At 73.1% G+C, this 20,372-nt stretch carries 18 protein-coding genes; 8 read left to right on the forward strand and 10 right to left on the reverse strand.

The window, feature by feature from the left end:
• Window positions 1–118: 118 nt before the first annotated feature.
• Together EDF50_RS10460 and EDF50_RS10465 are read right to left on the reverse strand one after the other, a co-directional pair.
• Window positions 119–895, reverse strand: a complete 777-nt coding sequence (locus tag EDF50_RS10460; RefSeq protein ID WP_123519509.1) for a DNA-formamidopyrimidine glycosylase family protein — start codon at window positions 893–895, stop codon at window positions 119–121.
• A 3-nt stretch (window positions 896–898) separates the two neighbouring features.
• Window positions 899–5,821 (reverse strand): DEAD/DEAH box helicase, encoded by a 4,923-nt coding sequence (locus EDF50_RS10465; RefSeq protein ID WP_123519693.1) that lies wholly within the window; start codon window positions 5,819–5,821, stop codon window positions 899–901.
• Window positions 5,822–5,953: 132 nt separating this feature from the next.
• On the opposite strand from EDF50_RS10465, the gene EDF50_RS10470 reads away from it, so the two are divergent.
• From EDF50_RS10470 to EDF50_RS10480, 3 genes are all read left to right on the forward strand, one after another.
• Complete coding sequence (locus EDF50_RS10470) at window positions 5,954–6,598, forward strand: FMN-dependent NADH-azoreductase (protein ID WP_123519510.1); 645 nt, start codon at window positions 5,954–5,956, stop codon at window positions 6,596–6,598.
• Between the two features lie 71 nt (window positions 6,599–6,669).
• Window positions 6,670–6,825 carry a hypothetical protein gene (locus EDF50_RS16665; protein WP_158612690.1) on the forward strand — a complete coding sequence of 52 codons (156 nt, stop codon included), beginning with the start codon at window positions 6,670–6,672 and terminating at the stop codon, window positions 6,823–6,825.
• Window positions 6,826–6,893: 68 nt separating this feature from the next.
• Window positions 6,894–7,892 carry an aldo/keto reductase gene (locus tag EDF50_RS10480; protein WP_123519512.1) on the forward strand — a complete coding sequence of 333 codons (999 nt, stop codon included), beginning with the start codon at window positions 6,894–6,896 and terminating at the stop codon, window positions 7,890–7,892.
• 35 nt (window positions 7,893–7,927) lie between these two features.
• Here EDF50_RS10480 and EDF50_RS10485 read toward each other — a convergent pair whose 3' ends face one another.
• The gene (locus tag EDF50_RS10485) at window positions 7,928–8,500 is read right to left on the reverse strand and encodes a phosphatase PAP2 family protein (protein ID WP_123519513.1); all 573 of its coding nucleotides are present in this window, start codon (window positions 8,498–8,500) and stop codon (window positions 7,928–7,930) included.
• A 134-nt stretch (window positions 8,501–8,634) separates the two neighbouring features.
• Here EDF50_RS10485 and EDF50_RS10490 point away from each other — a divergent pair, with 134 nt between their 5' ends.
• A complete protein-coding gene (locus tag EDF50_RS10490) occupies window positions 8,635–9,528 on the forward strand; it encodes an SDR family oxidoreductase (protein WP_123519514.1) in 894 nt (297 codons plus the stop codon).
• A 161-nt stretch (window positions 9,529–9,689) separates the two neighbouring features.
• Here the strand turns inward: EDF50_RS10490 and EDF50_RS10495 are convergent, their stop codons facing one another.
• From EDF50_RS10495 to EDF50_RS10505, 3 genes are all read right to left on the reverse strand, one after another.
• Window positions 9,690–10,547 (reverse strand): NAD-dependent epimerase/dehydratase family protein, encoded by an 858-nt coding sequence (locus EDF50_RS10495; RefSeq protein ID WP_123519515.1) that lies wholly within the window; start codon window positions 10,545–10,547, stop codon window positions 9,690–9,692.
• A complete protein-coding gene (pip, locus tag EDF50_RS10500; protein ID WP_123519516.1) occupies window positions 10,544–11,539 on the reverse strand; it encodes a prolyl aminopeptidase in 996 nt (331 codons plus the stop codon). Before pip ends, EDF50_RS10495 begins: the two co-directional genes overlap by 4 nt.
• 119 nt (window positions 11,540–11,658) lie before the next feature.
• Window positions 11,659–12,084, reverse strand: a complete 426-nt coding sequence (locus tag EDF50_RS10505; protein WP_123519517.1) for a DUF1810 domain-containing protein — start codon at window positions 12,082–12,084, stop codon at window positions 11,659–11,661.
• Window positions 12,085–12,209: 125 nt separating this feature from the next.
• Between EDF50_RS10505 and EDF50_RS10510 the strand changes: the two genes are divergently transcribed.
• Window positions 12,210–13,367 (forward strand): GNAT family N-acetyltransferase, encoded by a 1,158-nt coding sequence (locus EDF50_RS10510; protein ID WP_123519518.1) that lies wholly within the window; start codon window positions 12,210–12,212, stop codon window positions 13,365–13,367.
• 299 nt (window positions 13,368–13,666) lie between these two features.
• On the opposite strand, the gene EDF50_RS10515 is transcribed toward EDF50_RS10510, so the two are convergent.
• Together EDF50_RS10515 and EDF50_RS10520 are read right to left on the reverse strand one after the other, a co-directional pair.
• The gene (locus EDF50_RS10515) at window positions 13,667–14,344 is read right to left on the reverse strand and encodes an SIMPL domain-containing protein (RefSeq protein WP_123519519.1); all 678 of its coding nucleotides are present in this window, start codon (window positions 14,342–14,344) and stop codon (window positions 13,667–13,669) included.
• 52 nt (window positions 14,345–14,396) lie between these two features.
• The gene (locus tag EDF50_RS10520) at window positions 14,397–15,110 is read right to left on the reverse strand and encodes an alpha/beta hydrolase (protein ID WP_123519520.1); all 714 of its coding nucleotides are present in this window, start codon (window positions 15,108–15,110) and stop codon (window positions 14,397–14,399) included.
• A 98-nt stretch (window positions 15,111–15,208) separates the two neighbouring features.
• On the opposite strand from EDF50_RS10520, the gene EDF50_RS10525 reads away from it, so the two are divergent.
• The gene (locus EDF50_RS10525; protein WP_043595902.1) at window positions 15,209–15,757 is read left to right on the forward strand and encodes an NUDIX hydrolase family protein; all 549 of its coding nucleotides are present in this window, start codon (window positions 15,209–15,211) and stop codon (window positions 15,755–15,757) included.
• A gap of 142 nt (window positions 15,758–15,899) precedes the next feature.
• A complete protein-coding gene (locus tag EDF50_RS10530; protein WP_123519521.1) occupies window positions 15,900–16,823 on the forward strand; it encodes a hypothetical protein in 924 nt (307 codons plus the stop codon).
• 90 nt (window positions 16,824–16,913) lie between these two features.
• On the opposite strand, the gene EDF50_RS10535 is transcribed toward EDF50_RS10530, so the two are convergent.
• On the reverse strand, window positions 16,914–18,803 hold the full coding sequence (locus tag EDF50_RS10535; RefSeq protein ID WP_123519522.1) for a DEAD/DEAH box helicase: 1,890 nt from the start codon (window positions 18,801–18,803) through the stop codon (window positions 16,914–16,916).
• A gap of 405 nt (window positions 18,804–19,208) precedes the next feature.
• Between EDF50_RS10535 and EDF50_RS10540 the strand changes: the two genes are divergently transcribed.
• The gene (locus tag EDF50_RS10540; RefSeq protein WP_123519523.1) at window positions 19,209–19,535 is read left to right on the forward strand and encodes a DUF4333 domain-containing protein; all 327 of its coding nucleotides are present in this window, start codon (window positions 19,209–19,211) and stop codon (window positions 19,533–19,535) included.
• 79 nt (window positions 19,536–19,614) lie between these two features.
• Here the strand turns inward: EDF50_RS10540 and EDF50_RS10545 are convergent, their stop codons facing one another.
• Window positions 19,615–20,277, reverse strand: a complete 663-nt coding sequence (locus EDF50_RS10545) for a DUF1684 domain-containing protein (RefSeq protein WP_123519524.1) — start codon at window positions 20,275–20,277, stop codon at window positions 19,615–19,617.
• Window positions 20,278–20,372 lie beyond the last annotated feature (95 nt).

The following is a 20,372-nucleotide window of genomic DNA, read 5'->3' on the forward strand; positions in this document are numbered from 1 at the left end:
CTCACCGTCCGCACCCGGCGCGTTCTCGTTCGCAAACGTCCTGCAGGGCGCGGGCACGGTCGCGCGTCGAGGAGGGGCACACCGAGCGGAGCCCCTCTGGTCGCGTCACACGCGGGACTCAGCTCTGGCAGCGCGGGCACCAGTAGGTGTCGCGCAGTTCGAGTTCGCTCTCGCCGAGCTCGCCCCGCCGGATCTTCGTGCCGCAGCGGAGGCACGGCTTGCCGGCGCGGCCGTAGACCCAGTCGGTCGTGCCGCGGAGGTTGCCGGTCGTCGTGCGGTCGACCCGGTCTTTGTTGGCGTGGATCAGCCGGTGCGCGAGGTCGATCATCTTGGGTCGGTTCTCGACCTCGCCGACGGGCCTCGTCGGCAGCACACCCCGGAGGAAGCAGAGCTCGTTGCGGTACACGTTGCCCACGCCGGCGAGCACCCGCTGGTCGAGCAGCGCGAGCCCGACCTCGCGGGCCGGGTCGGCCTCGAGGTTGTCGAGGGCCCGCTCGGCGTCCCAGTCGGGGCCGAGCAGGTCGGGCCCGAGGTACGAGACCACGCTGTCGTCGTCGTCGCGGGCCACGAGCTCGACGATGCCGAGGTCGAACCCGACGGCGACCCAGTCGGCGGTCTCGAGCACGACCCGGGCCTGGTACGCGGGGCGCTTCCATTTCGTGCCGTGCCGGTAGACGTGCCACGAGCCCTCCATCTTGAGGTGCGTGTGCAAGGTCAGGTCGCCGATGTGGTGCAGCAGGTGCTTGCCGCGGGCGATCACGTCGTCGATCACCTCTCCGCTGAGGTCGACGGTGGCGAACGCCGGCACCCGGAAGTCGCTGGCGGTGAGCGTCTGGCCGTGCAGCACCGCGTCGAGGTTCTTCGCGGCGCGGTATACGGTGTCTCCTTCGGGCATCGGTCAGGCCCTCAGCCGGATGCCGCTGGGCGTCGGCGCGAACCCGGCGTCGCGCAGGGCGTCGCCGAGGGCGGTGCCCAGCACGAACTCGCCGTCGACCCGTTCGACCGCGAGCTTGCCGATCCGGTTGCGCACGGTGGCGGCCAACGAGCCCGCGGCCAGGGCGAGCTCACGCTCGTCGGGCTCGCCGAAGGTCAGCACGGTCTTGCCGCCGCGTTCGACGTAGACGACGAGCCGCCCGTCGACGAGGACCACGAGCGAACCGGCCTTGCGCCCCGGGCGGTGACCGGACTTCTTCTTGCCGTTCGCGCCTCCTGCGGTGTCGTCCGCCTCGCGGTCGCCGACCCTCGAGGAGGCGCGGGTCGCGCCGGCCGCCTCGGCGCGCGTCCCTGCTCCCGTCGCCGTGGTCGCCGCCGCCGCGGTGGCGGCTCGGGCCGCCGCGCTCGCGCCGGCCGCCGCCTCGTCGGCGGACGCCCCGTCGAGCGTCTGCCCGGGCCAGGGCAGGGCGGCGCCGTAGGGGTTCGCCGGGTCGGTCGCGGCGAGGGTCACCACGGGCACGTCGCGGTGACGACCTGCGGCGACGAGGGTGTCGTCGTCACGGCGGTCGCCCTCGTCACGCACGAACGACCGGAGGCGGTCGACCGTCGGCCCGGTGGCGAACTGAGCCGCTCCGAGGCCCTCGACGAAGTAGCCGCGGCGGGCGCGGCCCGTCTCTTCGAAGCCGCTGAGCACTTTGTAGGCCGTCGAGAAGCCGCCACGGACGCCCTCGTTGACGACGGCGCCTCGGGTGACGACGCCGTGCCGCTCGAGCAGGATCTCGGCCGTCGCCGCGGCACGCACGGTGCCGTCGGGTTCGGCGAGGGGCAGCAGCGACCATCGGCCACCGACCGTGGGCGGGCCCGCCTGACGAGGCATGGCGACGCGGCCTCGGCTGCGGTACGACGAGCGGGACCGCGTCGGGGTGCGGGGCCTCGGCGTGCGTCCGCCGCCGACTTGGGTGCGCAGGGGGGCGAACGTGTCGTTGGTGATCTGGCCTGCCCAGACGAGCTGCCAGATGGCGGTGACGAGCGAGTCGTCGTCGGTGCTGCCGACGGCGTCGGAGAGCTGGCGGAAGAAGTACGCCCCGCCGCCGGCCAGCGCGGCGAGCACCTCGCGTTGCAGGTCGTCGGTCTCGGCTCCCGACGGTTCGGGCAGGGTGACCTGGGCGCCGTCGGCGAGGTGCAGGCTCACCCAGCCGTCGTTGCCCGGCAGGGTGCCGGTGCCCGACCAGATGACGTCGCCGGTGGCGGTGAGCTCGTCGAGCATCGACGGGTTGTAGTCGGTCACTCGGGCCGGCAGGATCAGGGACTCCCACGCCGAGGCCGGCAGCGAGACGCCGCTGAGCTGGTCGACGACCTGCACCACGCCGTCGAGGCCACGCAGCCCCGACCCCTTGAGCCCGGTGGCGACGTGCTGCCAGGCGGGCAGGAAGCGTCCGAGCGTCTCGGGGGCGACGGGCTCGACCTCATGTCGCAGCGCGGCGAGCGACTTGCCGCGCAGCCGCCGCAGCACCTCGGAGTCGCACCACTCGCTGCCCTGCTGCCGGGGCCGGAACTCGCCCTCGACGACCCGACGCTGCGTGGCGAGCTTGCGCAGGGTGTCCATCACGACGGCGGTGCCGAGGCCCAGGCGGTCGGCCACCATGCCGGGGGTGAACGGGCCGTGCGTGCGGGCGAAGCGGCCGATCAGATCGCCCAGCGGGTCGTCGACCGGTTCGACGAACGCCGTCGGCACGCCGATCGGCAAGGCGACGCCGAGGGCGTCCCGGAGGCGCGAGGCGTCCTCGATGCCGGTCCAGCGCACCGTGCCGGCGTGGGTGAAGCGCAGCACGCGGTTCGACCAGGCGAGGTCGGTCAGGGCGGTCTCGAGCGACCGGTGCGCGTCGTCGCGGGCCGCGACGTCACCCGTGACGAGGGTCGCGGCGAGCCAGCTGCGGTCGATGATCTCGTCGGTGGTCAGCGGGCCGAGCAGGCGCAGCAGGTCGACGACCCCCTCGATGTCGCGAGCCCGGCGGTCGGGGGCGAGGCGCTGCAGTTCGAGCTCGTGCTGGTCGATGACGTCGGCGTCGAGCAGCTCGCGCAACTCGGCCCGGCCGAGTAGCTCTTGCAGCAGGCTCGAGTCGAGCGACAGGGCGGCCGCGCGGCGTTCGGCGAGCGGCGAGTCGCCCTCGTACATGAAGGCGGCGACGTACCCGAAGAGCAGCGACCGGGCGAAGGGCGAGGGCACCTCGGTCTCGGTCTCGACGATGCGCACGGTGCGGCTCGCGAGGTCGCGCGTGAGGCTCATCAGGGCCGGCAGGTCGTACACGTCTTGGAGGACCTCGCGCACGGCCTCGAGCACGATCGGGAACTGCGGGTACTTGCGGGCGACGTCGAGGAGTTGCGAGGACCGCTGGCGCTGCTGCCAGAGCGGCGACCGCTTGCCGGGGTTGTAGCGGGGCAGCAACAGCGCCCGGGCGGCGCACTCGCGGAAGCGCGACGAGAACAGGGCCGATCCGCCGACCTCTTCGGTGACGATCTCGTCGAGGTCGTCGAGCTCGAACGAGAACAGTTCGGCGCCGGGAGGTTCGGCGTCGGTGTCGGGGATGCGCACGACGATGCCGTCGTCGGCCGCCATCGCCCCGCCGTCGACGCCGAGCTGGTCGCGGATGCGGGCGGAGACGGCCAGCGCCCAGGGGGCGTGGACCTGCATGCCGTAGGGCGAGTGCAGGATGAGCCGCCAGTCGCCGAGTTCGTCGCGGAAGCGCTCGACGACGAGGGTGGTGTCGGTCGGCACGTACGACGTGGCGGCCTTCTGTTCGGCGAGGAACGCGATCAGGTTGCGCGCGGCACGCTCGTCGAGGCCGCCGGCGGCGACGCGGGTCGTGGCGTCGGCCCCGCTCGAGTTCGACAGCTCACGGACGTAGCCGCCGATGGCCTTGCCGAGCTCGGCGGGTCGCCCGATGCCGTCGCCCTTCCAGAAGGGGACTCGGCCGGGCTGGCCGTAGGCGGGCGACACGAGCACGCGGTCGTGGGTGATGTCCTCGATGCGCCAACTCGTCGCACCGAGGGCGAACACGTCGCCGACCCTCGACTCGTAGACCATCTCTTCGTCGAGTTCACCGACGCGGGCGGCCTTCTCGCCGACCATGAAGACGCCGAAAAGGCCCCGATCGGGGATGGTCCCGCCGCTCGTCACCGCGAGGCGTTGCGCACCCGGTCGGCCCGTGAGCGTGCCGTGCACGCGGTCCCAGACGATGCGGGGTCGCAGCTCGGCGAACTCGTCGGACGGGTACTTGCCGCTGAGCAGGTCGAGGGTGGCGTCGAAGGCGGAGCGGGGCAGGGTGGCGAAGGGGGCGCTGCGACGCACGGTGTCGAACCAGGCGTCGGCGTCGAGCTCGTCGAGGGCGACGGCCGCGACGGTCTGCTGGGCCAGCACGTCGAGCGGGTTGGTCGGCACGCGCAGCTCTTCGATGAGCCCGGCGACCATGCGCTCGGCGGCGACGGCGGAGTGGATCAGGTCGGCCCGGTGCTTGGGGAACAGCACGCCTCGTGAGGTCTCGCCGACCTGGTGCCCGGCCCGGCCGACGCGCTGCAGGCCGCTGGCGACCGACGGCGGCGACTCGACCTGGATGACCAGGTCGACCGCACCCATGTCGATGCCGAGTTCGAGCGAGCTCGTGGCGACGACGCAGCGCAGGCGACCGCTCTTGAGGTCGTCCTCGATCAGGGCGCGTTGGTCTTTCGACACCGAACCGTGGTGGGCACGGGCGAGCAGGGGATCGCTGCCCGCGGTCTGCCCGGACCCACCCATGAGCTGGGCCGGTGCCCCGCCCCCGACCGACGGGTTGCGCTGCGCGGCGGGTGCCGGGGCGAAGGGGTCGACGGTGTCGGCAGCCGCGTCGTCGCCGACGGTACCGGCCGTGACCAGCTGGCCCCGCGCCTCCTCGGTCGCTCGCTCGGCGGCTTCGAGGTCACCGCCCTGGCGTTCGATCCAGATGTCGTTGAGTCGGGCCGTGAGGCGTTCGGCCAGGCGACGCGAGTTCGAGAAGACGATGGTCGAGCGGTGCGCGGCGATCAGGTCGACGATGCCCTCTTCGACGTGCGGCCAGATCGAGCCCTGCGGCGCGGCTCCGGCGGCCGAGCCCTCGAGCGGGGCGGCGGTGCCGAGTTCGGTCATGTCGTCGACGGGGACGACGACGCGCAGGTCGAACTTCTTGTCGGCACGCGGGTTGACGATGGTGACCGGTGCCGGGCCGGCGAGGAACCGCGCGACCTCTTCGGGTGGTCGCACGGTGGCGCTGAGCCCGATGCGCTGTGCGGGCTCGTCGAGGAGCGCGTCGAGACGCTCGAGCGAAAGGGCCAGGTGGGCGCCGCGCTTGGTGGACGCGACGGCGTGGACCTCGTCGACGATGACGGTCCGGACGCCCTTGAGGGTCTCGCGCGCCTGCGAGGTGAGCATCAGGTAGAGCGACTCGGGGGTCGTGATGAGGATGTCGGTCGGGGTGCGGGCGAGCCGGCCGCGGTCGCTCGAGCTCGTGTCGCCCGAGCGCACGCCCACCGTGATGTCGGGAGCCTCGGTGCCCAACCGGCGGGCGGTCTGGGTGATGCCGACGAGAGGTGAGCGGAGGTTGCGCTCGACGTCGACGCCGAGCGCCTTGAGCGGAGAGATGTAGAGGACGCGGGTGCGGTGCAGTTTCTCGTCGGGCGGGGGCGACGAGGCCAGCGAGTCGATCGACCACAGGAACGACGCGAGCGTCTTGCCCGAACCCGTCGGCGCGATGACGAGCGCGTGGTCGCCCTGGCTGATGGCCGTCCAGGCGCCTTCTTGGGCCCGGGTCGGCGCGGCGAAGGCCCCCCGGAACCACTCGCGGGTCGCGGGGGAGAAGCGGTCGAGCACGTCGGTCATCGCTGCCATCCTGCTCTGCACCACCGACATTCCGCCGAGGTGTCACGGCTTGCCGGTCACGTCCGAAGCCGAGCGGCACGTCGTGACACGTCACCGGCCGGTGGTGTCGGCCGCCCCGGCTACGGTGGGCGCATGCCGAACCTGCTCCACCTCGACTCGTCCGCCGACCTCTCGACGAGTCGCTCGCGCGCGATCACCGCGGCGTTCGCCGACGCCTGGCGCGGACTCGGCGCCGACCACACGGTCACCCGCCGCGACCTGCACCGCGACCCGCTGCCGCACCTGAGCGACAGCGCGCTGCACTGGCCGCCGCGCCTCCGTCTGCCGGGCGACGCCCCCGACCCCGCCCACGAGGCCCTGCAGCAGACCCTGATCGCCGAGCTCGTCGCCGCCGACGTCGTGCTGATCGGCGCCCCGCTCTACAACTACTCGCTGCCCTCGACGCTCAAGGCCTGGGTCGACAACATCCACCTGCCCGGTGTTACCGCGCCCTTCGACGGCGACGACCAGCAGCCGATGCTCGGGCGACCCGCGGTCGTCGTCACGAGCCGGGGCGGCGTCTACGACGAGGGCACCCCCACGGCCGGCCGGGACCACGCCACCCCGGTCCTCGACATCGTCCTGGGGTCGACGCTCGGCATGCGCGTCGAGACGATCGCCACCAACCTCACGCTCAGCGACCGGCTGCCCATGCCCGAGGCTGCCCGCGAGCGTGGCACGCGTGAACTGCGAGAAGCGAAGGAGGCGGCGGTCGCCTCGGCCCGCCGCCTCGGGTGACCGTGCCGTCGCGTCGACGAGGCAGCCGTCGGGCCGGGGCCGCTCGCCGGGCGAAGTCGATCGTCGCGCGCGTGTTCGGAATGCTGGCCGCGGCACTCGCGATCATCGGCCTCGTGCGGTTGCTGCAGGGTCAGGCCGGGTTCGGTGTCGCGTTCCTCGTGGCGGGCTTCGTCTCGGTCGTCGTGGCCTACGCCCTCGTCCGCAGCGTGAACGCGTCCCGCCGCTGACCTCCGCGGTCGGGCCGGGCCTGTGCAGTCTGGGCGGCCCGTCGTCCGGCCTGGCTAGGCTCGGCGACATGCAGAGCCGCACCCTCGGAACCCGTTCATCCTTCCTCGCCGACCGTCCCGTCTCGGTGATCGGCCTCGGCACCTGGCAGCTCGGCGCGGACTGGGGCGACGTCAGCGAGAGCGACGCGCTCGACGTGCTGGGCGCCTCCGTCGAGTCCGGGGTCACCTTCTTCGACACCGCCGACGTGTACGGCGACGGTCGCAGCGAGCAGATCATCGGGCGATTCCGTGCCTCGAACCCCGACGTGCCGCTCACGGTCGCCACGAAGATGGGTCGTCGCCTCGACCAGGTGCCGTCGAACTACGTCCGCGAGAACTTCGTCGCCTGGACCGACCGCTCGCGCCGCAACCTCGGCGTCGACACGCTCGACCTGGTGCAGCTGCACTGCCCGCCCACCCCCGTCTTCGAGAGCGACGCCGTCTACGACGCCCTCGACGAGCTGGTCGAGAACGGCGCGATCCGTGCCTACGGTGTCAGCGTCGAAGAGACCGCGCAGGCCCTGACCGCCATCGCCCGGCCCAACCTCTCGACCGTGCAGATCATCTTCAACGCGTTCCGGCTCAAGCCCCTCGACGAGGTGCTGCCCGCGGCGCAGCGGGCCGGCGTCGGCATCATCGCCCGCGTCCCCCTCGCGAGCGGGCTGCTCTCGGGCAAGTACACGACCGAGACGACGTTCGCCGAGAACGACCACCGCACCTACAACCGGCACGGCGAGGCCTTCGACCAGGGCGAGACGTTCAGCGGCGTCGACTTCGAGCAGGGCGTCGCCGCCGCGCAGGAGTTCGCCGCGGCCGTCCCCGACGGCGTCACCGTGCCCCAGGCCGCCCTCGCCTGGATCGTCGAGCAGCCGGGCGTCAGCACGGTCATCCCCGGCGCCCGCAACGTCGCCCAGGCGACGGCAAACGCGGCGGCGGGCAGCGTCGGCGACCTCGACGACGGGCTCGACAGCGAGGTCGTCCGCATCTACGACCAGTACTTCCGCGAGGCCGTCCACCCCCGCTGGTAGGCCCGGTGCCCGGTGCCCGTGGGCCGGGTTCGAGCTCAGCGCCCGCGCGGTGTCGACACGAGCCGGCCCAACAGGGCCACGCCCGATCCGATGATCAGCCCACCGACGACGTCCGACGTCCAGTGCGCCCCCACGTGGAGGCGCGACCACGAGACCGCGCCGGCCAGCGGGACGAGGGCTGCCGCGGCCCCCGGCGACTCGATCGCGACGCCCGTGACGAAACCCGCGGCGCAGGCCGCGTGGCCGGACGGGAACGACGCGGACAGTGGCTGGCTGCGGAGGCGTCGCTCGATCGGGACGTCGTCGATCAGTGGGCGGTTGCCGCCGAAGAGGCGCTTGCCGACGATGTTCGCCATGGCGCTGGCGAACCCGAGCGACAGGGTGCCGCGGACGGCGGCACGACGCTGCCCGACGAGGGCGAGGCCCGCCGCGACCGCGGCCCACAGCAGGCCATGGTCGGCGAAATGGCTGAGGCGGCTGAGGTTGCGGTCGACGACCGGCACACCACGGACCGCGTTGATGCGTTTCGCGGCCCGACGATCGGCACGCAGCACCCAGGCGGGCAGGACCTGACGGGGCGTCTCGGAAGGAAGGGGCAACAGGGGCACCCGTCCACCGTATCTTTCCCGGGGGGCCGCACCGCGCCTCCTCGGCTCGTCTCGTCGCGCGCGACCCCCGACACCGACGCGGGTAGGGGTACAAGCTGGGCCGAGGTGCGATCGCCGCCGCGTACACCGGGGACATGGCAGACAACATGTACACCCCGCAGAACCCGGTCACCCAGTACCCGCAGCCGCCCTTCGAGCACCAGCAGCAGAGCGCGCCCGGTGACGTCCACGCCATGAAGCCCGAGCCCGACCACGGCGAGACCAGCTACGTCGGCAGCGGCCGCCTCGCCGGTCGCAAGGCACTCGTCACCGGGGCCGACAGCGGCATCGGCCGCGCCACCGCAATCGCCTTCGCCCGCGAGGGGGCCGACGTGGCGTTGAGCTACCTCGCCGAAGAACAGTCGCAGGCCGAGGAGGTCGCCGCCCTCGTCCGCGAAGCCGGTCGCACCGCCGTCCTGCTGCCCGGCGACCTGCAGGTCGAACAGACCAACGTCGACGTCGTCGAGAAGACCGTCGCCGAGCTCGGCGGACTCGACATCCTGGCCATCATCGCCGGTGTCATGCCGACCGTCAGCAGCATCGACGACTTCGAGACCGAGACGCTCGACCACGTCCTCAAGGCCAACATCTACCCGCTGTTCTGGCTCACCAAGGCCGCCTCGAAACACCTGACTCCGGGCGCGTCGATCATCACGACGTCGTCGATCCAGGGCTTCCAGCCGTCGCCCGACCTGGCCGAGTACGCCGTGTCGAAGGCCGGCATCGCGAACTGGACCCGCGCCATGGCGCAGCAGCTCGCCGAGCGCGGCATCCGCGTCAACGGCGTCGCGCCCGGTCCCGTCTGGACCCCGCTGCAGCCCGCGTTCGTGCCGAACGAGAAGATCGAGAGCTTCGGCTCGGAGGCCGCCTACGGTCGCCCCGGCCAGGCCGTCGAGCTGGCCCCGTCGTTCGTCTTCCTGGCCAGCCAGGAGTCCAGCTACATCAGCGGCGAGACCATCGCCGTGACGGGCGGCACGCCGATCCACTAGGGATCGACCACTCCCTCGCGAACACCGTCGAGTGGACAGGACACCGCCGAACGTCGCGGTGCGCCGTCCGTTCGGCGGTGTTCTCGTGCACCGGGTGCCGGGCAGGCAGGCGGGCGGGCCGGCCGGCCGGCAGGAGGGTAGCTTCGCCGGGCAGGCCCGGCTCAGGGGTGCCGCACGCCCTCGCCCGCTATCACGGCGCGGTACCCCTCGCGGTAGGTCGGGTACGCGAAGTCGAACCCGGTCGCGCGTAGTCGTGCGTTCGACAGGCGCTTGTCGCCGCCGGCCTGACGACCCCGAGGAGGCGCGCTCGGCGGGACCGGCAGCCCCAGTTCGCCGGCCACGAACGTCAGCACGTCGTCGAGCCTCGACGGCTCGTCGTCGACCCCCACGTACAGGACGTCGGTCGGCACCGAGGTGGTGGTGATGTACACGATCGCGGCCGCCGCATCGTCCCGGTGGATGCGGTTCGTGTGGGGCGAGCTGCCCGCCGGCTCGGCCAGTCTCGCCTCGCCGTCGCGCACCTGGGTGATGAGCCGCTCTCGACCCGGGCCGTAGATGCCGCCGAGGCGCAGGACGACGCCGTCGGGCCGACGCTCGTGCAACAGGGCCTCGGCCTCGAGGATCACCTCGGCCGTGGGAGAGGCCCCGGTCGCCGGCGTCGCCTCGTCGACGACGCTGCCGTCGTCGACGTCGTACACGGCGGTCGACGAGACGAACAACACCCGGGCGTCCACCGCCCCGGCCTCGTCGAGAGCGTCGAGGACGGAGCGCAGGCCGTCGACGTAGGACGCCCGATAGGTGTCGACGTCACGCGACCCGGCCGAGAGGGCGACGACGACGATCCCGGTGTCGGCGGGCAGGGTGGGCCGGGTGGTGCTGAGGTCGATCGACACGCCTTCGATCGACGCGGGTAGCTTGTCGGCCGAGCGTCGCAGGCCGACGACGCGGTGCCCGAGGGCCACGAAGCGGAGGGCGGCCTCGGTGCCGAGGTCGCCGCAGCCGGCGAGGACGACGGTCATCGGGTGGCCTCGCCGTCGGCTGCGGACGACCCGCCGACGAATCGGTCGGTCGCGGCGATCAACGCGTCGAGGATGCCCGGCTCGTCGAAGGCGTGCCCGGCGTCGTCGACCAGGACGAACTCGGCGTCGGGCAGCGCGGCGTGCAGGTCGAAGGCCGTGGTCGCCGGGGTGCAGAGGTCGTAGCGGCCCTGCACGATGACCGTCGGGATGTGCGAGACGAGGTGAGCGTCGCGGATCAGTTGGCCCTCGTCGAGGAAGCCGCGGTGGGCGAAGTAGTGGTTCTCGATGCGGGCGAAGGCCAGCGCGAACGCCGGGTCGGAGTACCGCTCGACCAGGTCGGGGCGGGGCAGCAGGGTGATCGCCGAGGCCTCCCACGACGACCAGGCCACGGCGGCGGGCCCGTGGACGGCGGGGTCGGGATCGGCGAGGAGTCGCGCATAGGCCTCGATCAGCTCGCCGGGGCGCCGTTGGTCGACCGGCACCGGGGCGAGGTAACCCTGCCACCGGTCGGGCAGCACGTTCGACGCCGCGCCTTCGTAGAACCAGTCGAGCTCGCTCTGTCGCAGAGTGAAGACGCCCCGCAGCACGAGTTCGGTGACCCGGTCGGGGTGGGTCTCGGCATAGGCCAACGCCAGGGTCGACCCCCACGAGCCGCCGAACACCTGCCAGCGGTCGATGCCGAGGTGCTCGCGCAACGTCTCGAGGTCGGCCACGAGGTGCGGCGTCGTGTTCGTCGAGAGGTCGGTGCCGAACGTGCCCGCGTGGGGCGTGCTGCGGCCCGCCCCGCGCTGGTCGAGCAGCACGATGCGGTAACGCTGTGGGTCGAACAGGCGGCGGTGCGCGGGCGACGACCCGCTGCCGGGCCCGCCGTGCAGGAACACCACCGGCTTGCCGTCGGGGACGCCGCATTCCTCCCACCAGACGTGCTGGCCGTCGCCGACGTCGAGCAGGCCGGAATCGTACGGTTCGATCTCGGGGTAGAGCTGGCGCATGCCGACGAGCGTAGCCGCGGGTGCCGACACCGGCAGGGGAGGCGCGGTGCCTGTGGGCGGTGACCCGCGCCTCCTCGACCGGGGACGAGCCGTCTCGCGACGCGGGGCCGCCGACGAGGTCAGAGGCGGGCGACGGTCAGGTCGTCCTCGACGCCGCCGAACCAGCGCTCGAGCACGGAACGGAACGCGGGCTCGGCCGGGTCGGCCCGCCCGAAGAGCGTCATCGACGAGCGCAGCTTGAGGGCGTCGATGCCGCCCATCAGGTCGTCGGCGCTCGCCGCATCCGCCTCGGCCGCGACACCCGCCGCCTCGCACAGCCGTGGGCCGAGCACGGGGTGCGCGAGGTAGGCCCGCGCCTCGTCGAGCGAGCGGATCGCGTAGGTGCGGTCCATGCCGCTGCGACCGAGGCCGGCGATCTGCGGGAAGACGAACCACATCCAGTGCGAGGACTTCCGCCCCCGGCGCAGCTCGGCGAGGGCCTGGTCGTGGGTGCCGCCCGCGTCCTGGGCGTCGACGTACCGGTCGAGGTCGAAGGGATCGCTCATCGACCCGTTCTACGCCTCGCACGTCGAGTCATCGCCCCCTGGTGCGGCCGTCGTGGCCGACGCTAGTCTGGTCGGCTGCCCTGCCGGGCGGCGGACGACGTCCCCGCCTCGACCCCGGAGCCCCCGTGACCGACATCGTGATCGACGAGATCGTCGTGCCCAGCACCCTCGACCCTGACGCCGCCTCCGGGCCCGGGCCCGGCCCCGACCACGCCGACCGCGTCGCCGCCTACGTCGAGGCGATCGCCCTCGAGAACGCCGTCCAGGCCGAGGTGCTCGGCTTCGGCGACCTCGACTTCGGCCCGGCCGAGCAGCTGCCGCAGTGGCACGACCCGTTCACGCAGCGTCGGCTGTTCGTCGTGCGGGCCGAGGGTCGCATCATCGGCCAGGCCACGTACGAGACCTTGTCCGACCCGGCGGTCACGACCTGCTGGTCGTGGGTCGCCGTCGCCCCCGAGCACCGCCGCCGCGGTCTCGGCACAGCGCTGCTCGACCACGTCGAAGCCGTCGCCCGCGCCGCCGGCCGGACCGACGCGATCTCCTTCGTGGCCTCCGGCCAGGGCGTCGCAGCCGGCCAGGGCGTCGCCGCGGGCCCGGCCGCCGTCATCGCCCCGGCCGACCGCCTCGAGGCCTCGACCGGTCACGGGTGCGTGCCCCGCGCCTCCTCGGAGGTCCGGTTCGCGCTCTCGCGCGGCTACGCGCTCGGCCAGGTCGAGCGCATCAGCCGCCTCCCGCTGCCGGTGGACGAGGAGGCGCTGGCCACGATCCGCTCCGAGGCGCTCGCCGCGGCGGGTGACGAGTACCGCGTCCACACGTGGTCGGGCCCCACGCCCCGGCGGTGGCAGTCCGACGTCGCGGCCATGGCGACCGCCCTGAGCACCGACGCACCGATGGGCGACGTGCCCGAGCCCGAGGACGTCTGGACCGTCGAACGCCTCGTCGAGGCCGAGCAGCGACGGGCCACGAGCGGGCGTGCATCGCTGACCGCAGCGGCCGAGCACGTGCCGACGGGCCGCCTCGTCGCGTGCTCCGACCTCGCGGTGCCCGACGACGCGTCGCGCCCCGCGATGCAGCAGATGACCCTCGTGCGACGGGAGCACCGCGGGCACCGGCTGGGCTGGCTGGTGAAGGTCGCCAACCTCGACCGTCTGGCCGCGGAGAAGCCGGGCCGCCCGGCCGTGCTGACCTTCAACGCCGAGGAGAACCGGCCCATGCTCGCCGTCAACGAAGCCGTCGGGTTCGTGCCGATCGGCGTCGAAGGGGTGTGGCATCGGCTGCTGTGAGCTGTGAGCTGTGAGCTGTGAGCTGTGACTTCGCGACCGACACGCGGCATGATGCCCGCGCCCGCGCCCGCGCCCGCACCCGCGCCCGCGTGTGCAGAACCCGACCGGCGGCGCGCCTCCTGGTGTGCACAACCCGACATCGTCGCGACGACACGCCGCTCATGTCGGCCGGCGCCCGGCATGTCGAGGGCCCGTCGTCGCGATTTGCACACGGGGCGACAGGCACACGGGGCGACAGGCACACGAGACGAGGGCGGCCGGCCAGGGGCGGCGGCGAGGCGGCGGCGCGGCGGGCCGGGTCAGGCGACGAAGTCGGCGCTGACCTCGGCGGTGACCTCGATGTCGTCGGGGTGCAGGTCGAACGTCGCGGGGCCGCCCGACGAGAACGTCGCGACGGCACGGGCGAGGCCGAACGTGCTGCCGCCGCCCGGAGCGCCCGGCCGCAACCCCTGCTCGAAGACCGACTGCAGCGTCGGCTGCCCGAGCCCGAGGGCCTCGGCGTAGTCGCCGGCCCGGGCGACGGCATCGGCGATCGCGGCGACCCGAACGGCCTTCTCGACCTCGGGACGGCGGGCGTGACTGAGCGACCACTCGATCCACTCGATGCCGACACCGGGTTCGAGGGCGACGTCGCCCACCCACGACGCGAGCGCCTCGAAGTCGCTGAACCGTACGTCGACGGCGGCCCGGGTGCGGAATCGCACCACCGAGGAGGCGCGGGTCGCGTCGCCCCCGTCGCCCCGGTCGGTCGCCCCCTCGGTCACGATGGCGACCGTCACGCTCCGGGCACTCCACCAGGTGGCGGCCTCCTGCCGGCGCCACGCCGTGGCCTGCTCGGAGAGGCGGGAGTGCACCGCGACGGTGTCGCGGACGACCTTCTCGCGGTCGTCACCGTCGAAGCCCACGGTCAGGTGGACGACACCGCGCTCGGCACGGTGGCGGTGGGTGGCGGAACCGGACACCGAGAGCGTCGCCATCGCGCGCCTCCTTCGTTCGTCGGGTGGTGCGGGGCCGGGTCGGGGCCCGGGGTCAGTCGGCGGAGTCGGCCTCGCCGGGCGCCTCGGGTGCGTCGCCGTCGACCACCGAGGCGGCGGTCACCCGGCCGATGAACGCGTTGAGGTCGTCGAGCTCTTCTTGCGAGATGCCGTGGGCGAGGCCGGGGTAGACGGTCTGCTCGGCGTCGACGTGCGCCTCGAGCCAGGCCGAGGTGCGCTCGACCGCGTCGGTCGGGATGATCTGGTCGACGTCGCCCCGACCGTAGAAGACCGAGGGCCGGACGTCGGCCACGGCGTCGTCGCGTGCGGCGGCCCGTTCGAGCGCGGCGTCGTCACCCGCGGCGGGGACCACGAACCCGGCGAGCACGGCGGCGAACGCGAACCGGTCGGGCGCGTGCCGCACCAGCTGCAGCGAGAGCGAGCCGCCCTGCGAGAAGCCGAGCAGGCTGACGCTCGGGTGTCGGGTCGCCAGCGAGTCGAGCCAGGCCAGCACGGCCTCGGCCGCGTCGTCGACGGCGCCCGGGTCGGGCGCGCCGGGCGTCGAGAGCGGGTACCACGAGAAGCCGTCACCGTGGGGCAGGGGCGCCCGCAGCGAGGCCGCCACGAACTGCTGCGGCAGGTAGGGCGAGAGGCCGATCAGGTCGCCCTCGTGCGAGCCCACGCCGTGCAACAGCACGAGCAGCGGCCGCCCGTCACGTTCGGCCTCGACGGCGGACCACTGGACGAGGGACGGGTCGATCTGCACCATGGACCGAGCCTAGCGACGGGTGCCGACATCGGGGCCGGTGCTGTTCGCCCGTAGCGTCACGCCACACGATCCCACCGTCGAGCCGGTAAGAATGGCGCATGAGCTCCGTGCGGACACCCGACCCCGACCCCAATCCCGGCTGGCTCTCGGAGGACGAGCTCTTCCAGGCGCGGCAACACCTGCCGATCCTGTACGTCGAGGCCGTGCCCGTGCGCACCGACGGCATGGGGGTCGTGACCGAGGTCGGGGTGCTGCTCCGCGCCTCCGACGAGGGGTCGATCTCGCGCATGCTCGTCTCGGGCCGGGTGATGTACGGCGAGAGCCTGCGTACCGCCCTGTTCCGTCACCTCGAGAAGGACCTCGGCCCGATGGCGTTCCCGCAGCTGCCGCCGTCGCCGGTGCCGTTCCAGGTGGCCGAGTACTTCCCGCTGCCCGGTTCGTCGGTCTACACCGACCCGCGTCAGCACGCCGTGTCGCTCGCCTACGTGGTGCCGGTCACCGGCACCTGCGACCCGAGGCAGGACGCCCTCGAGCTCACGTGGCTGACGCCGCACCAGGCGGCCTCCGACGAGGTCGCCGCCGAGATGGAGGGCGGCCGCGGCACCCTGCTGCGCAGCGCCCTCGCCTCCGTCGGGGCCCTGCACTAGCCGCCGGACGCAACACCCCCGAAGCGGCGTGACGCCCTGCCATCGCGGGGTGTCTCGCCGGTTCGGGGGTGTCGCCCAGCACTTCTCCACAGGCGAGGAGGCGCGAGCCGCGTCCCTGGCGGCGCTCCGCCAGGCTGGACCGATGCGTGACACGTCAGGCCTGCTCATCCGTCGTTCCCGGCTCGTCGCCGACGGCGTGGATGCCTCGTCCATCGAGCGGGACGCGCGACGTGGCCTCGCGGTGAGGCTCGCCCCCGGCGTGTACGTCCGGACGGACGACTGGCGGTCGCTCGGTGCCGCGTCGCAGCACACCGCCCGCGTGCACGCGGTGCTGCCCCGGCTCGGACCTCACGCCGTCGTCTCGCACGAGTCCGCCCTCGCCGTTCGGGGGTTTCCGCTGCTGGGCGATTGGCCTCGAAGGGTGCACGTCGTGGCACGTCGGCGCGCTCGCGACAAGGTGACCGGATCTGTTCACCAGCACGCGGCGCCCCTCGGCGACAGCGAGATCGACACGGTCGACGGGCTGCCGGTGGTGGGTGCCGCCCGCGCGGCCATCGACAGCGTGCGCCGGCGCGACCTGCGCGGGGCGACCGTCGTGCTCGACCACGGGCTGCACGAGGGCGCGTACGACCGGTCCGCGCTCGAGGCCGCCCTGGCTGCACGGCCCGGGGTGCCCGGGTGCCGACGGGCGGCGGTCGCGGTCGCCTTCGCCGATGAGCGGTCCGAGTCGCCGGGTGAGTCGCTGAGCCGGGCGGGCATGAGGGCTGCCGGGCTCACGGGGCCCGAGTTGCAGGCCCGGTTCCCGGCGACGGGCCCCCTCATCGGCTTCGTGGACTTCTGGTGGCCGCAGTTCGGCATCATCGGCGAGTTCGACGGCGAGGTGAAGTACCGCGATGAACGGATGCGGGCCGGGCGCAGCCCCGAGCAGGTCGTGATCGACGAGAAGCGGCGCGAGGACGATCTGCGGGCGCTGCCCGGCGTTCACACCGTCGTCCGATGGACCTGGGGCGACGCCTTGCGTGCCGAGCCCATGGTGCGGGCCCTCGCCCGTGCCGGGGTGCGCTGATGTGGGTGGCAGCGCAACACCCCCGACCCGGCGTCACACCCTCGGATCAGAGGGTGTCACGCCAGGTCGGGGGTGTGGCAGCGGGTCGGGTCAGCGACCGCCGCGCTGGCCTCCGCCGGTGCGGGCCTTGCCGCCGACGAGGCCGCCGACCTTGAGCGAGCCGGGACGGCCGCCCTCGGACGAGGCGCGGCGTCCGCCGCTGCGCTGGCCGTCACGCTGGCCGCCCTCGCGCGAGCCGCCGAGGGACGCGGCGAACTCGGCCTGGTCGTTGCGGACCGCGTTGGTGCGGCTCTGGCCGCCGTCGCTCTGGGTGCCGCTGCTCTGGGCGCGGCGGCCGGTCTGGCGGGTGCCGCGGGTCTCGTCACGAGCACCGTCACGAGCGCCACGGGCGTCGTCGCGGACGGGCGTGGACGAACCACGGCCCGACTCGGTCGAGTAGAAGGTCGAGGCGCCACCGCGGGGAGCGGCGTCGCGGCGCGAGCCGCCGTCGCGGCCACCCTGACGGCCACCGTCACGCGAGCCGGCCGAGCGACCTGCGCCGGCACCTGCGCCGGCACCGGCGCGACCGGCGTCGGAACCGCGACCCGCGCCTCCTTGGCCGGGACGGCCCGAACGGTCCTGGCGGGCGATCGGGTTGCCCTGCGAGTCCTGGCGGGCGGCGCGCTTGCGCTGGGCGTTGGCGCCCTGCGAGCGTCCGCCGCCACCCTGCTGCTGCTGGACGGCAGCCTTGGGCGAGGGCTTGACGTAGGCGGCGACCTGGCCGACGAGGGCGTCGACCTCGGGCGAGTTCGGCGTCACGGCGGTGATGGTCGGGCGGATGTCGGCCTTCTTCATGAGCTGGGCGACGTCGCGCTTCTGGCTGGGGATGACGAGGGTGACGACGTCGCCCTCGGCCCCGGCGCGGGCGGTGCGGCCCGAGCGGTGCAGGTAGGCCTTGTGCTCGGTCGGCGGGTCGACGTGGATGACCAGCTCGATGTCGTCGACGTGCACGCCACGGGCGGCGACGTCGGTGGCGACGAGGACGCGGGCGGAGCCGTCCTGGAAAGCGGCGAGGTTGCGGTCACGCTGCGGCTGCGAGAGGTTGCCGTGCAGGTCGACCGAGGGGATGCCCGACTCGGTCAGCTTCTTGGCGAGCTTCTTCGCGTGGTGCTTGGTGCGCATGAAGAGGATGCGGCGGCCCTGGCCGCTCGCGAGTTTCTGGATCAGCGCGTTCTTGCTGTCGACGTCGGGCGTCTCGAAGACGTGGTGGGTCATCTTGGCGACGGGCGAGTTGGCCTCGTCGACCGAGTGCAGCACCTCGTTGTGGAGGAACTGCTTGACCAGCTTGTCCACGCCGTTGTCGAGGGTGGCGCTGAAGAGCAGGCGCTGGCCGTCGTTCGGGGTGGCCTTGAGGATGCGCGTGACGCCGGGCAGGAAGCCCAGGTCGGCCATGTGGTCGGCCTCGTCGAGCACGGTGATCTCGATGGCGTCGAGCTTGACGAAGCCCTGCTTCATGAGGTCTTCGAGGCGGCCGGGGCAGGCGATGATGATGTCGACGCCGGCCTTGAGGGCCTGCACCTGACGGTTCTGCGACACGCCGCCGAAGATCGTGGTGGTACGCATGCCGTAGGCCTCGGCGAGCGGGGCGAGCACGGCGTCGATCTGCGTGGCGAGCTCGCGGGTGGGGGCGAGCACGAGGCCGAGGGGACGGCCGGCGCGGCGGTTGCCGCCGGCGAGCTTGCCGCCCAGGCGCGCGGCCATCGGGATCGAGAAGGCGAGGGTCTTGCCCGAGCCGGTCTTGCCGCGGCCGAGGACGTCGCGGCCGGCGAGGGTGTCGGGCAGCGTGTCGACCTGGATCGGGAACGCGGTGGTCTTGCCTTCTGCGGCCAGGGACTTCACGATCGGGGCGGGCACGCCCAGCGAGCTGAAGGTGACGGCGTCGGCCGTCTCGTCGACGGTCGTGGCGTCGGTGTTCTCGGAGTCGAGGGTGTTCGTTGACATGTGGTGCACCTTTCGGGGCATCGGTGTCGAGCCGGGCCGAGGCTGCCAGCACGTCGCGGTGTCACGTTCGGGGACGTGCTCGCACGAGGGCGGGGCAGTGCCGGGAGAACGGCTGTCGTAGCCGGGCTCGAGGTGTGGCGACGGTGCAGGTGTGCACGATCGTTTCGCCGCAGAGTGAGCTTCGCGCGCCTGCTGGTCTGCCTGGGTGTGTGCCAGGGCGGAGAGGCGGTGAGGGGCGTGCTACGACGCAGGGAGCCGATCGGGCCGGCTCGCAAGTACCTCCAGCGTAGCGGCTGGGGCGCGAAAACGCGACGGGTCGTGGTTGGCTGGTCGTCGGGGGCGCGGGAGCGTGACCCCGGGGGCGCGGATCGTCGTCCTCCCTGCACGTCCGGAAGGCACCGACCCATGCGAGCATCGACAGTCCTCTCTGCCCTCATCAGCGCCTCCGTCCTGACGGTGGGCCTGGCGGGTTGCTCCGCCTCGGTGAACACGACCGTGTCGGCGGACAAGTTCGCCACGACCGTCGCCGACGCGCTGGAGGAGGAGGTCGGTACCCGTCCCGACGTCGACTGCGGTGACGAGGCCGTCGCGGTCGTCGACGAGGCCGAGGTCCACTGCGACGTCAACACCCCCGGTTACGACGTCGTCTACGACTCCACATCGGTGATCAGCACCGACGACGGCAAGGACTACTCGGTGGCGGTCACCGTCGACTCCGAGCCCAAGGGCTGACCGGCAGCGGCGTGCCTCGGGCCCCTCGTCTCCGGCGGGTGCGTCTCGGGCCTCTCGCCCCGGCGGGCGCGGGTGCGCTTCAGGCCGCGCGACCGTACCGTTCGCCGACGGGGATCTCGACCGTGACCGTGTTGCCCGGCTGCGCGAGCGGGCAGGCCCAGGCCGGGTCGTAGGCGCAGCTCGGGTTGTAGGCGAAGTTGAAGTCGAGCACGATCGTGCCGGGTTCGCCTCCGGCGCCGAGGTCGGCTCCCTTGACCGAGTCGATCAGGTAGCGGCCGCCGCCGTAGGTGCCGCCGGGCTTGCCGGCCAGTGCGTCCTTGACCGGGATGAACAGACCGCCGGCGTACTGCGTCAGCTTCCACACGTCGAGCCTGCCGACGCCGGGCACGTCGACCATGCCGACCAGGTCGAACAGTACGTCGCCGTCGGTACCGGTCTCGACCACCATGCGGCGGGGCTCTGCGGGCTCGACCGCCACCTCGAAGCGCCAGGCCGGGTCGTACGGCTTCGTCGGCAGTCCCGTGAAGTCCGGGCGGTCCTCGGGCAGCAACGGCGTCGAGGGGTGCGTCGAGAACAGCTCGTCGCGGGTGCGCCGCCAGAGGTCGTGCGCCGCCGCCAGGTCGGTGGCCTCGCGCACGTCGCGATACAGGCCGTGGATCGTCCGGCGCCAGGACGCGATGTCGAGGGCGCCCTGGGCGGGCGTCGTGGCAGAGGACGAGGAGGCGCGGGTCGGGTCGGTCACCCCTGCCACCGTACGCAGGCGGTCACCGCCGCGCCCGTGGCTCCCTCACAGGTGGGTCGATCGTCCACAGCCCCTCGGCCGTGCCGCGGCCGCCG

This window comes from Frigoribacterium sp. PhB24 (genome assembly GCF_003755185.1).
Lineage (GTDB): Bacteria > Actinomycetota > Actinomycetes > Actinomycetales > Microbacteriaceae > Frigoribacterium.